Annotated in this window: 14 protein-coding genes; 8 read left to right on the top strand and 6 right to left on the bottom strand. The window is 54.2% G+C overall.

Annotated elements, in window-relative coordinates:
• From VM163_10160 to VM163_10125, 8 genes are all read left to right on the top strand, one after another.
• On the top strand, positions 1-189 hold a 189-nt coding region (locus VM163_10160), incomplete at its 5' end, for a hypothetical protein (GenBank protein HUT04241.1).
• 107 nt (positions 190-296) lie between these two features.
• Positions 297-662 (top strand): hypothetical protein, encoded by a 366-nt coding sequence (locus VM163_10155; GenBank protein ID HUT04240.1) that lies wholly within the window; start codon positions 297-299, stop codon positions 660-662.
• A 41-nt stretch (positions 663-703) separates the two neighbouring features.
• On the top strand, positions 704-1,288 hold the full coding sequence (locus tag VM163_10150; protein HUT04239.1) for an RHS repeat-associated core domain-containing protein: 585 nt from the start codon (positions 704-706) through the stop codon (positions 1,286-1,288).
• 24 nt (positions 1,289-1,312) lie between these two features.
• The gene (locus VM163_10145) at positions 1,313-1,507 is read left to right on the top strand and encodes a hypothetical protein (protein HUT04238.1); all 195 of its coding nucleotides are present in this window, start codon (positions 1,313-1,315) and stop codon (positions 1,505-1,507) included.
• Positions 1,508-1,532: 25 nt separating this feature from the next.
• Positions 1,533-2,546, top strand: a complete 1,014-nt coding sequence (locus VM163_10140; protein HUT04237.1) for a tetratricopeptide repeat protein — start codon at positions 1,533-1,535, stop codon at positions 2,544-2,546.
• Between the two features lie 37 nt (positions 2,547-2,583).
• On the top strand, positions 2,584-3,864 hold the full coding sequence (locus tag VM163_10135) for an RHS repeat-associated core domain-containing protein (protein ID HUT04236.1): 1,281 nt from the start codon (positions 2,584-2,586) through the stop codon (positions 3,862-3,864).
• A gap of 190 nt (positions 3,865-4,054) precedes the next feature.
• The gene (locus VM163_10130; GenBank protein ID HUT04235.1) at positions 4,055-5,197 is read left to right on the top strand and encodes a hypothetical protein; all 1,143 of its coding nucleotides are present in this window, start codon (positions 4,055-4,057) and stop codon (positions 5,195-5,197) included.
• A complete protein-coding gene (locus VM163_10125) occupies positions 5,194-5,502 on the top strand; it encodes a hypothetical protein (GenBank protein HUT04234.1) in 309 nt (102 codons plus the stop codon). Before VM163_10130 ends, VM163_10125 begins: the two co-directional genes overlap by 4 nt.
• A gap of 23 nt (positions 5,503-5,525) precedes the next feature.
• Here VM163_10125 and corA read toward each other — a convergent pair whose 3' ends face one another.
• From corA to VM163_10095, 6 genes are all read right to left on the bottom strand, one after another.
• Positions 5,526-6,593, bottom strand: coding sequence for a magnesium/cobalt transporter CorA (corA, locus tag VM163_10120; GenBank protein HUT04233.1), 1,068 nt, complete (start codon positions 6,591-6,593; stop codon positions 5,526-5,528).
• 348 nt (positions 6,594-6,941) lie between these two features.
• Entirely contained in the window at positions 6,942-7,742 is an 801-nt protein-coding gene (locus VM163_10115) for an ABC-2 family transporter protein (GenBank protein ID HUT04232.1), read from the bottom strand.
• Between the two features lie 50 nt (positions 7,743-7,792).
• Positions 7,793-8,587: an ABC-2 family transporter protein gene (locus tag VM163_10110; GenBank protein HUT04231.1), complete on the bottom strand. Its 795-nt coding sequence runs from the start codon at positions 8,585-8,587 to the stop codon at positions 7,793-7,795.
• Entirely contained in the window at positions 8,580-9,593 is a 1,014-nt protein-coding gene (locus VM163_10105) for an ATP-binding cassette domain-containing protein (GenBank protein ID HUT04230.1), read from the bottom strand. Before VM163_10105 ends, VM163_10110 begins: the two co-directional genes overlap by 8 nt.
• Positions 9,594-9,860: 267 nt before the next feature.
• Positions 9,861-11,087: a hypothetical protein gene (locus VM163_10100; protein ID HUT04229.1), complete on the bottom strand. Its 1,227-nt coding sequence runs from the start codon at positions 11,085-11,087 to the stop codon at positions 9,861-9,863.
• Between the two features lie 198 nt (positions 11,088-11,285).
• Positions 11,286-12,239: an NAD-dependent epimerase/dehydratase family protein gene (locus VM163_10095; GenBank protein ID HUT04228.1), complete on the bottom strand. Its 954-nt coding sequence runs from the start codon at positions 12,237-12,239 to the stop codon at positions 11,286-11,288.
• Positions 12,240-12,503 lie beyond the last annotated feature (264 nt).

Raw genomic sequence — 12,503 nt, 5'->3', positions numbered from 1 at the left:
AAGGAAATAGCCGATAACTACAATCTGTATTCGGACGCTTTGTTTTTTCTCTCAATCGAATATGCGCTTTTGTCGCCTTTAGGAGGCCCTGGGGTTTTCGGGATGAGTATTTACTTTGGGACGGCAAGCTACGTCTTCAGTAAAATGGCCTGGCGGCTTAGAGTTGACAACAGTTGGGATCTCTGGTAACCTTCAAAAGGTCTTATCTTAGGGTTTACGGTCCTTCCAATTGCCTGTATTATGTGGCGCTAGGGATGCAATAGGACTGAGTATTTAAGGAAAAGGGGAGACGCGCGTTGGCTTGGTTTTGGGAACTTCTGATTGATCGGCAGGGCAAACGAACAATGGAATTGATTGATAAGCTGGCCTCCAGCCGCTGGCGCTTCTTCTTTACGGTGGCTAATGTTATTCTGGTGGCACTCTTATGCATCTTTTTCATTGTTGACGCATACGTCACAACCTCCTCCCCATATTTCAGGCTTCCGCTTTTGAAACGAATTATGCGTATATTGCCACTGGCGGTCATGCCGTGTGGGCTTATTGTATTGAGTGGCATTATAATGCCGATTACATACCTCATCTCCCTTAAGAGGATCGGTGAAAAGCTGCGAGATATGGGTGCTAATGAAGTATCGCGCGAGCTTACCCAACATGGGTCATGAATGCTCTCTATTTGCTGTCCAACAAAAGTGAGAAGCCGCACTTGGGGAACCACAGCAACGCGATCAGCAACCAGGCGGGCGACACCTACTACCTAATGAAGGACCGCCTCGGCTCGATCATCAACATCCTCGACGAAAACGAGACCCTCAAGACGACCTACAGCTACGACGCGTTCGGCGACCCGACCGCGACCTATCACAGCGGCCAGGTCGATTGCATGTATCGGTTCACAGGCCGAGTGTTCGACGACGCGATGGGCAACTACTTCTACCGTGCTCGCTACTACAACCAATCGCTTGGCCGCTTCTTCTCCCGCGACCCCATCTTCTCCCTCCAGTCCCTCTACGCCTACTGTAATAACTCCCCCGCAAACTTCACCGACCCGAGTGGGACGTTCTCTGTACCCGACCCTAACCCGGCCGGAGGGGGAGGAGACACGGGCGGAGGTGATGCTAGTTCGGGCTCAACCAGTGACTGGTCATGGACTTTCCATCTGCCAAGAGCAAGCGCTGGCGATCCTCCAGCATGGCAGTCCAGTATTGATTATGACTCAGATGGTGATTCTGGAGATGGTTTTGACTGGTTGATGTTTATGGAGCTAATGGATGTATATGGCTTCTGGTGAGTGGCACTCGAGTATAGGTCCTGGATGGACCCTAATTACAAAGACAGAGATAAAGACGATTACTATGGTGACGAGATAGATTTGTTTGACGATGAGGGCAACCAGATCGACGAAGAGCCGCCAATAGACGACAACGATGACGATCCACCAAGCGGTGATCCACCCGAGGGGGAAGAAAACGAGATGAGATGGGTGGGGTCGGGACCAGGATGGGAATGAGCACGATGCGTGTCAGAGAGCTGGTGTGAGAGCCTTGCGTAACGTCATGTTCTGCTCACATGGGGACACGAGGAGGCCACTAGAGTCCCTGTGTATAGGCAGGAATCGACATCTTGGCAGCCCTTCGGTTGGCTCTCGAGAGCAGTCGAGGGGTCATCGGCTAATTCGGGTATTCTGTGGGTCAGTTGCTGTCGCATTCTGCATTCTAGCTTCAGGCTGTCAAGAGAACAATGCGCAGTTTCACTACTCGGACGGGAAACGGTGGGAGGCAGAGCATGAATATGGCAAAGCTATAGCAAGCTATTCACGGGCAATAGCAGTGGAGCCAGAGTATTTCCAGGCCTATCTCAAGAGGGCTTATGTCTATCTAGAAATGGGAATGTCGGAGCAGGCCGTTGCCGATTGCAGCAATGCGATCCGCCTGAGACCTGCTAGTTTCTCGGGCTACCTACTTCGAGGGGCGGCATACAGACAGTCCGGTGAATTTCACAAAGCAATTGCGGACTATGACAGGGCGGTAGAGCTCAATCCAAGGTATGCTAAAGCATACTACAACCGTGGTAACTCATACGTGGAATTGGGCCTCACAAACCTAGCCATTGAGAACTACACCAGGGCTTTATCGGTAGATCCGAAGCACGCGAGTGCGTATTGCAATCGAGGGATATGCTTCAAAACGTTGGGACAACATGATAGAGCTCTTAGCGACTTCGAACGGGCACTCGCGCTGGATCATGATGACGCTAAATCCTATTACAACCGCGGCTGCGCCCTGAAAGAAGTAGGGCGATATGCCGAGGCGTTATCCGACTGCGATAGAGCAATAGCGTTGGTGCCTGACTATGCTATAGCTCACCTTCTAAGGGGGAGGGTCCTGGAAGAATTGGGCCGATTAAGTGAGGCCATTGACAGCTACGAGAGATTCGTGGACAATGCGGACCTCACTGAAAGATGCGAAGTCGAATATGCCCAAGCAGACATCACGAGACTTGAGGGGATGCTAGAGAACGTCGCTTCAGCCGACGCTTCGGGAGATTAGGAATGTACTGATTTCCCCTTGCTGTTTGTGGTCTTTATTGACATTCGACGCCTGTGCGCGCGTAACCGAGAAAGACGAATACAACGTTGGGGAAACGGACTACACCTACGATGCCGAGGGGCAGCTGACCGAGGCGTCGTATCCGGCGGGTAATACCGACGCGTTCAGCTACGACGACAACGGCAACAGGACGCAGTGGGCGCGGAGCTCGGACGCAACTATCTCCTACATCTACAACGCCGCCGACCAGCTCACGCAGTCAACCGAGGGCACGATAGGCACGTCCTATTCGCACGATGATAATGGAAACCTTACAGGGCAGACAACCAGCGGTGTCACTAAGACATTCGCCTACGATCCGTTCGATCGCATGACCTCGGTCTCAGAAGGCGGAAACACCCTCCAATCAATGACCTACGGCCCCGACGGCAAGCGACTCAGCTTGACAGACGCCTCGGGCACGCGTAAGTTCTTCTACGACGGTAACGACGTCATTCAGGAATACGACTCGAGCTGGTCAACGGTGAATAAAGAATACACTCATGGGCCGTGGGTTGACGAGCCGCTCTCCATGACGGATAAAACAAAGACGCAGGCGGGAGATACGCACTACCTCATGAAGGACCGGCTCGGCTCCATAATCAACATCATGGATAGCAACGAGAACCTCAAAACGACGTATTCGTATGATGCCTTCGGCCAGCCCACCGCGACGTATCACTCTGGCCATGTTGACTGCATGTATCGCTTCACGGGCCGGGTCTATGACGAGGCGATGGGCAACTACTTCTACCGGGCGAGGTATTACAATCAATCCCTGGGTCGCTTCTTCAGCCGCGACCCCGTCTTCTCCCTCGGCAGCCTCTACGCCTACTGCCACAACTCCCCCACCAACTTCACCGATCCCTTTGGCCTGATTGCCGGGGCGTCAATTGGATTGGATGCAGAATCATGCGCCAGGCCGTGTGGCCCTGGCGTGCGACCTCCATGCTGGGATCCGATATGGGCTTTCATGACTAAGAAAGCGACTAAGAAGGAAGACGGAAGCATAAAGGTCAAGGATAGCGAGGAGGGCAACGAGGAGCGAGACTGGGACGAGGAGAAGGACGGAGACGAGGAGATGCCGCTCTACGACGAGAATGGAGATGTGATCGGATATGTGGGTAAGGATGGCAAGGGTAAATGCGGGAGTGCTGAAGACGTTGCAAAGGGCTTCGCCCTTGCAGCAAAGAACGACACTGAAATAGGGGAGAAGGTGTGGGCCTACGTTGGAGCGGCCGTCTGGACCATCAAATCGGTTTGGGACCTTTTCTTCTAGCAATGACGCCTCCGGGTAGGTTGGTTAGGCTGGGTCTCCTTCGCCTCGCTTGCGCGAGGACTCGTTTGCAGGTCCGGAAGAATAGACATTTCACGGTCAGAAGACTATCACCCTGATCGATGGAAAGAAGAGCTTGGCTCCGATTGAACTGTTGCTTCGCCCGGTGAAGACCATAGGAGAAGCCCACGACATGCCTGAATCTGCATCATCTGGGCGGGTAGTCTTGAAGTTCGTTATGGGCACCGCTTTGTTGGGTATCCTCCTCGTAGTGTTTCTTTTGACGCAGCCGCGTCAAGGGCCCGTCACTGTGTCAGAGCTCGCGATCATTCCGGGGAGGAGGGAGGCACTTTATGTGAAGCTCCGCCCAGCCAAAGACTCGATGGGCTTCCCCAGATTCACAAACGGGTCGGTACGGGGATTCTCATGGGACCCCGAAGGTAACGTGAAGCGAAAACGGCTGTGCGACATCTTCACTTCTGGTCAGAGGCAGTTGCCTACGTTTGTCATGACAGCGCCAAATGGCCCGTACTGCTTTACCACATTCAACGGCGGCCACGAAGCCATGACTTCCTTATGGCAACTCGATCCCATGACTATGCAATGCTGCGAGTTAATTCAAGGCGCGCCGGATAAGAGACTGTTTTGCTTCGATCGCTACAACATCTTAGACGGTCGTCTTGCTGCAATATCGATTGACATTGCTCCGGATTCTTCGGACCAATCGAAGCATGTATTAGTTTCGGTCGGAACGGCTGAAACGGAGTTGGCACCTGACGGTGTGCGTCACGTCAGAGACGGGATGTTCTTGCTCAAGGACCGCCAAATGGTCTGGGCGGGCGTTGACATTGAGAGACCAAACGCCCCGGGAGTGCTTTGTCAGGATGGCAGGGCCATAGCTGATGGGGTTGTGAAGCTGCTAGGTATCACGGCTGATGCTAGGAGGGTGTTCTTTTCGAGACAGAACCTTGCCCAAGTGGGAAGCGCGCCTGCTCTTTGGTCATACGACGTAGCGACAGGAGAGTTGAGAATGCTAGTGGACTGGGTTGGTGACCAGTTCAAAGCCGGCATTGCGTCGGGCAACATAGGCTTCCTCGAAACAGAAGGTCAATCTCAGAAAGACGGCCTCCCGGGCACAACGAAGATGGTGGTCGGCGCGAGGGTCTTCAGTATCAGCGGTGAGCTGCTTGAGAGAGTAGTTCTGCCGAAACCGACATCGCTCAGGGTCTCAGCCTGGGATGTGGACCTTATGGAGATGGTCTATTACGATTCTACCTCGCGTGAGATTGTGATCCAAAGGCTCGGCGGGGAGGTCATTGCCAGCTTTACACCGTGATTCAGAATGGCAAGCGCCTCAGCTTGACGGACGCCTCGGGCACGCGTAAGTTCTTCTACGATAGAAACGACGTCATTCAGAAGTATAACTCGGACTGGTCAACGGTGAATAAAGAATACACGCACGGGCCGTGGGTTGATGAGCCTCTCTCCATGACGGATAAGACCGCCAAGCAGGCGGGCGGCGACACTAAGGCGTTCAACTATGATCCCTTCGACCGGATGAGCTCCGTGTTTTGGTCCTCGCTCTCCGGTCGGCTTAGTTGGGGCCTACTGAGGCGATTCGTCGCTGGGCTCGCGGGCTGATGCGAGCCAGGGCTCAGCGCTACTTAAAACCACTTTTTCCTGAAGAAATAGATTACCATCCCTAACGCAACGATGCCCATCGCAATCAGAACCGCGAAATAGCCAAAACCCCACTCGAGCTCCGGCATGAATTTGAAATTCATCCCATAGACTCCTGCGATGAAAGTCAGCGGGATGAATATCGTTGCGATGATGGTCAGTACCTTCATCACTTCATTCATCCTGTTGCTGATTGTCGAAAGATACGTGTCAAGCATCCCTGTGAGGGTGTCCCTAAAGGACTCAACGGTATCGATGATCTGGATGATATGATCGTGGGCATCTCTCAAGAACAGGTTTGTGGATTCCTGAACAAGTGAGCTTTCGAGCCTTTGAAGGCCACCGATCACCTCTCTCAATGGCCAAATGCATCGCCTGATGAACATGATCTCGCTCTTAGACCGCCAGATGCCTTGAAGCGTCTCCCTTGAGGGCTCGCTCAGAATCTGCTCTTCCAGTTTCTCGATATCGTCCCCCATGCGCTCCAGAATCGTGAAGTAATGATCAACAACGGCGTCAATTAGGCAATAAGCAAGGTAATCGGCGCCCTTGTGCCTGATGCGTGCGTTAGCGCCGCGTATCCTATCTCGGATGCTTTTGAATACGTCTCCTTCACGTTCCTGAAACGACAGAACGAAGCCCGAGCCAAGTACGATGCTAATCTGCTCAGCGATCACCTGGTCTGTCGCCTCGTCGAGATAGAGCATCTTGAGGACCACAAAGACGTAGGATTCGAACTCCTCGACCTTGGGACGTTGGTGGATGTTGACGATATCCTCGACTGTCAGTGAGTGGAGGCCAAATTGCTGAGCAACCTGTTGGACGATCTCGGGCCTGTGAATCCCATCGATGTTGATCCAGCTTACGGTCAGATTCTCCGAAAGCCGGAAGCCCCTCTCGATGTCATCTACTTCTCTTTCCTGGAATTGCGACTCGTCATATTTGAAGAGCGTGATTCTGACCTTCTCTTCTTTTCTTATCTCTCCCGTGTAAACAGGTGTGCCCGGAGGCAAGCCGACCGTTCTGGATGATTTTCTGAATCGCTTCAGCATTAGGATTCTCCTTTCAGAGAAGATATTTCCGTTTGCCACGTCTCTTCAGACCGCATAGCAATCAAACCGACGTCACCATGCCAGGCGCTTATCCCGCACCAAAGTCCCTGTGCAATATCCGATTATTGGCGCATTCCCGCTTCTTATTCCAGTGTTTTTAAGCCGTTGATTCTCACAAAGGAATACACCCCTCATGACCTTCAGCCGGACAAAGCGATGGGAGCAGCTTGGGCAAGCGCCATTGCTGGACAGAATCAGATGCGGACTTTAGATTGGGACGAGGCCGATGCGACATTATTGGCAAGAACTCAGTGGCTTCCCCCTCAGACCCTGCGGTCCGAGCCCCTCTTAGGTGCCTGTTGACTCGTAGCGGGCGAGACCTGCTTTCCAGACGCGCGAGGCGATAAGCACAAAAACTAGTGCGACGAGGGGCGCAATGCTTGCCATCGTCAGGAACTCACCACGGTCCAAGAGGACCGTTGCGGGATAGAACGCCACGAATGCGAAGGGGATGAGCCACGTCAAGAAGAGGCGGATGCCAAGCGGGTAGATCGTCAATGGGAATCGCGAGAAGTCGCTAATCGGAAACAGGGGATTGAAGAAGCCCGTTCGGTCCATTACCCAGAATGAGAACGAGGCGAATATCGTGAATACCGAGGCGTAGATTGCGACCGCACTCATGCAGAGCAAGGCAATCATCAGCTGTCGAGAGAGTGAGATGTCGAGCGAGAGTTGTGCTGAGGCGTAGATGACGATGCCTAAACCTTTTGCGACTATGATTATGTCCTTGAAATTGAACCCCTCGGCAGCCAGTTGTAGGTAGATTGGCACAGGCCGGGTGAGCTTCTGGTCGAGCTTTCCCTCGACGATGTAGTGCGACGGCACGCGATAGAGGAAGGTGAAGAACATGGCGAACACGCCGAAGTTGAGCTCGCCTAATCCATAGATCAGCAGGAGCTCATAGAACGACCAGCCCAGAAGCGTTGGAATTCTAGAGCAGATCGCGTAAAGAAGCGAGATGTTCATCACGCCGAACGCTATCGTGGACACCGTGCTTATGAAAAAATCGAACCGATACGCCATCGACATCTTCGCACGCTGCGCAATGAATGAGGCCACGATACTGATGATGTGGGGAAGGTTCTTCACATGTATTGCCGCCTCTTAACTCAGAAAGTGACCTTTGATATACATGTCTTTCATCCGCCCTGGATGGTCAGGCGCCTTGTGCCGATCAAGTAAAGAACATGTCCAGCAATGAGCATCCCAATCAGCCATAGCGTCCCCGTCATAAGAGCTGGAATTATCTCCTCGCTCGAGATGCGCCCGAGGTAGATTTGGATCGGCAGGAAATAGATGTATCTGAACGGCGAATGGAGCAGGATTGCGGCGATTCTCTCAGGGAAGAAATCAAGCGGGATCAGAAGCCCGGCGAGCAGACGGACAGTCATGTCAACTGTCCATGAGAGCTCGACATTGTACTCGACGAAGAAGGCGGCGACGCCGACCAACAGGTCTATTGAGAATGCCATCAGGTAGCCAATTGCGACGCTTGCGGCAAAGAAAGCCCAGGTGCGGAGGTTTTTCGGTGCTGAGACGTCGAGAAAGACTGCGCTGAATACAACGAGTGGGACAGATATGAAGAGGGCTCGACCCAGTGACCTGCCCAGGCCCTGCCAGAAGACTAACGACGGGTAGTAGATGGGTCTCATCAGGTCCAGCGCGATATCGCCAGATCGAACCCGGTTTCCGATAAGCCGGTCTGTCTGCGTCTTGAAGGCTGACCTGAGCATCCAGGCTATGCCCATGTAAGTGATCGCCTGGGCGACAGTGTATCCCGCGACCATCTCGCTGTTCGCAAAGATGGCAGAATACAGGCAGTAATTGGCGAGCATGATGACCGGGTAAGCGGACAGGTCCATCAGTGGCTTCAGGCGGAAGGCAAGGGTCTCCAGGATGCCGACCTTGATGAGCGACCCGGCGAGGCTACGCATCAATCCGCTCCTTACCATCGTATATCCGCCGCACGATATCGGAGAGATCGGGGCCTTTTAGTACGATGTCTTTGACCGAGAACCTCGACAAGAGCGTCCTGACGAGGTCGCTCGGAGCGATTGCCTCGACCTCAAAGCTCAGCCCAACCTGCTCGGGTGTTATCTGTTCAAGTTCAAGCGGTTTGCCCTCAAACAGATGGGAGACAGTATAGGTCGAGACCTGGCCATGGAAGTCAATGACTGCCCTTCTCGTCTTGCCCATCTTCCCTTTGATATCTCTTATTAGGCCATCGAAGATTATGCCGCCCTTGTCAATTATGATGATCCTCTCGCACAGGTCCTCGATGTCCGCCAGATCGTGCGTCGTGAGCAGAACAGTCTTGCCTCGCGCCGAAGCGAAGTGGCGGATAGCATCCCGCACTCTGAACTTGGCCGAGACATCGAGGCCAATCGTCGGCTCGTCGAGGAACAGAATCGGTGGGTCGTGGATCATGGACGCAGCGAAGTCGCATCGCATCCGCTCGCCGAGGCTGAGCTTCCTTGTGGGCTTAGTGAGCAGCGGCGCCAGGTCCAAAAGCGATGTCAGCTCCTCGAGGCGCCTATCGTAATCGGACTTACTCACTCGATAGATCTTTCGCAGGAGGTTGAGGGTCTCGATAACGGCGATATCCCAATAAAGCTGCGTCCGCTGACCGAAGATCACGCCGATGTTGCGCGCGTGCCTCTTCCGCTGCTCCCACGGCACAAGGCCGTTAATCACGGCGCTACCTGAAGTGGGGCGCAGTATGCCGGTGAGCATCTTGATCGTCGTTGATTTGCCGGCGCCGTTTGCGCCGATGTAGCCGACGATCTCGCCCCTTCCGACCTCGAACGACACCGAGTTTACAGCTACCGTCCGCGAATACTGGCGATTCACGAGGTCCAGAGCAGCACCCAGCAGCCCCTGGCGCCTCGCGAACGTCCGATAAGCCTTCGTCAGATTCTCAACAACTATCGATTCTGTCACATCGATACAAGGGTTCCCGAGGCACAGCAGTTATTCAACCAGATCCAGCCGGCGGAATTGGTCGGCAAGCGCTGACACGCATGGGTGCCCACGGCACTCGGATAGCTGCTTCAATCTGCGAACGAACTGGGTCGGCTCGCACCGAAACGGAGCTCGCCTTCACAGCCGAAGCGACGGCGGACGCGGCGCCTCGGCCCAGGGCTTTGGTGTGGCCACGCCAGCCTCGGCCCAGGGCATGGGAGCGGAGGCTCTCCGCCAGATTGTCGCTTACTGTAATTCAACTCCTCCGCTAACGGAGGTGCTCGCCGCCACCGTTCCGCCGTTGGACAGACCATCAGCCTCAAAATAGTTGTAATTGAAGCGCCCTATCGAGAAGTTCGGCATCCAAAGGCCGAATAGTCCCGATGACGCCGGCAACTGGCCTAGGATGCTCGCCGGAATCTGCGCCTCGCCATCGTCCTCGAATACGCACGAGCACGTAGTAACGGTCTTCGGCATCATAGTGGTCATGTCGATGTCGTATGCGCTGATAGTAACGTAAACCTGCCCAGACCCGGCGCCGTTCCAACGGACACCGAAGTCTTGACTCCTATCGATGGCAGGAGTTGCGTCCAGCTGTGGCTGATACAGGTCTAAAATGTTTGGCGCAATGACCGAGACATCGAAACTTCCTACGTCTGGCCCGCCGTAGCCCGTGAAAGCGTAGGTATTGCCTCCGGCGTAGTCACTTTCCTGGAGCTCGCGTCCCGGCTGGTATAGCACGTAACCCATTTCAGCATACTTCTGAAGCTCGATGTTCCCCTGCGGGCTCCCCTGCATGTCGATCTTCTCTCCGGCGTCCAACCATCTCATACCTTCCGTGCAGCTTCCCCAATCAGTTGTGGCCACCTCGCAGCCCTCAACCAGGGGCAGTCTAGAGATTCTGCTCGTGCTAACGGTTTCCAGAAAGACTCCGGAAGCAGAGACATCTGTGGTCCACTCGTGAGTGAAAGAACTGTCGAAGGACTTCTCGCGTGCGACAGTCAATCCGCCGCTTGAGCCCTCTGAGGCGCCTTGCTCGTTCACTGTGAATGATGCAAAAGAGATATCCCCAATGAATCGCGGCGTCCACGGCTCGGCGAATGCGGCTGCGAAGAGGTAATTGCCGGCCACGTTCAGTGGGAAATCGCCGACCGCGTAGTTCCCGAGCACTGCTGGCCCGAAGCTGAATCCCTGCGGCAAAGTCAGGTCCCGAAAGAGCGGGGTGAGGTCAGTCAACCAGCTCGGTATTTCGTAGATCGCACCGGTGGGCGCCACGATCGCGAAGTGGACGTCCACGTTGATAGTCGGTCCGTAGTTATCGGCCTCGACCCAGAGATCGACACTGTCTTGGCCCATAATCCCGGAGGAGGAGCTCGTGGTTATCGATAGGGATGGGTCTTGCGCAAACGCCCCGCCCGCGATGAGGCAGAGCGCCGCTACTGTGAGGAGGAATCTAGCGAGTTTGTTGTCCATTTTCGTCTCCTTTGAGAATCAGTGGATATTAAAAGCTAAAGAGATTTCTCGATATGTTACGTCAACGAGAGCCAGCATGTCAACCCGCTGTGGCCCCCAAGAGATGTTCGCCTCGGGTCTTCTGGCCTTGCATCAAGCACAGGGACAGGCGACATGAGAAGTCTTCGATAGGAGATTGAAGCGTGTCTGCCAGACGGACTACATGCCCAATACCTTCGGTAGATTCTCCAGCATATCTTCTGTCATAGCTTCCAGGTCGTATTCAGGGTCCCAGCCCCACTCTTCCCTGGCCGCAGAATCGTCGAGCGATCTCGGCCAAGAGTCGGCGATATCCTGCCTGAAGTCGGGCTCATAGCTCACCTTGAAGTCGGGCTTGTATTGCCTGATCGACTCGGCCAGCTCGCCTGCGCTGAAACTCATCGCAGTTACGTTGAAGTCCGAATGGTGTTTGAGTCTGCCCAGGTCTGCCTCGGCCAAATCCATGATTGATTTGAGCGCATCGGGCATATACATCATTGGCAAGACGGTATCCTGTTTCACGAAGCAGGTGTAAGGCTTACCCTCCGCCGCGGCGCGATACATCTCGACCGTGTAGTCAGTCGTGCCACCGCCCGGGGGCGTCTTGTAGCTGATGATGCCGGGATACCTCAGCCCACGAATATCGAGGCCGTATTTGTAGAAGTGATAGTCGCAGAGAAGCTCTCCATGGACCTTTGAGATACCATACATCGTCTTCGGCTTGAGAATGGTCTCATTGGGCGTGTTATCACGAGGCGTTTCGGGCCCAAACACGGCTATTGAGCTTGGGATCATCACTCTTTCGAGCTTCAGCTCGCGCCCTATCTCGAGCACGTTGACGAGTCCGCCGTTGTTGACGCGATAGGCCAACATCGGGTTCTGCTCGCCGGTGGCGGAGAGAATCGCCGCCATCAGATATATTGTGTCTATCCGATATTTCTGGACCATGGCCTTCAGCTCGTCGTAGTTGAGGACGTTACTGAACTCAAAAGGGCCCGAGTTGAGCAGCTCTTCGCTGGGTTTCGTCTTGCGGCCGATGGCGACCACGTTGTCGTTACCAAACTTCTCTCTCAGCGCCATAGTCAGCTCAGAGCCGATCTGACCGACAGCACCGATAACCATGATTCGCTCCATCACTTCCTCCATAACACGTTGTCTACTTCATATTAGCCACAAACAGTCCCCACACTGAGAGGTTGTGGGGATCATGTACTTTTGGGCAGCAGTATTCTGATTCGCTTTGGGGTTGTCAACATCGATTCCTCAAGGAGTTTTCGTAACATCATGCCTTGGTGCGGCTGCAAACGTGGTGGCGGGCTGAGTTTGAGGGATTCTGGCGCCAGAAACTTCTGCAATGTGGGCCGGATGCGGGGACTGTTCGAGAGTGATGCTTCAATG

Source organism: bacterium (genome assembly GCA_035527515.1).
Lineage (GTDB): Bacteria > B130-G9 > B130-G9 > B130-G9 > B130-G9 > B130-G9.
Note: the sequence above shows the minus strand (reverse complement) of the source record. Positions and strands in the feature narration are given on the sequence as shown.

Excerpts from the sequence above, each read along its gene's own strand:
- corA (HUT04233.1), bottom strand. The coding sequence starts at position 6,593 with ATGCTGAAGCGATTCAGAAAATCATCCAGAACGGTCGGCTTGCCTCCG.
- VM163_10100 (HUT04229.1), bottom strand. The coding sequence starts at position 11,087 with ATGGACAACAAACTCGCTAGATTCCTCCTCACAGTAGCGGCGCTCTGC.
- VM163_10095 (HUT04228.1), bottom strand. The coding sequence starts at position 12,239 with ATGGAGCGAATCATGGTTATCGGTGCTGTCGGTCAGATCGGCTCTGAG.
- VM163_10110 (HUT04231.1), bottom strand. The coding sequence starts at position 8,587 with ATGCGTAGCCTCGCCGGGTCGCTCATCAAGGTCGGCATCCTGGAGACC.
- VM163_10130 (HUT04235.1), top strand. The coding sequence starts at position 4,055 with ATGCCTGAATCTGCATCATCTGGGCGGGTAGTCTTGAAGTTCGTTATG.
- VM163_10145 (HUT04238.1), top strand. The coding sequence starts at position 1,313 with ATGGACCCTAATTACAAAGACAGAGATAAAGACGATTACTATGGTGAC.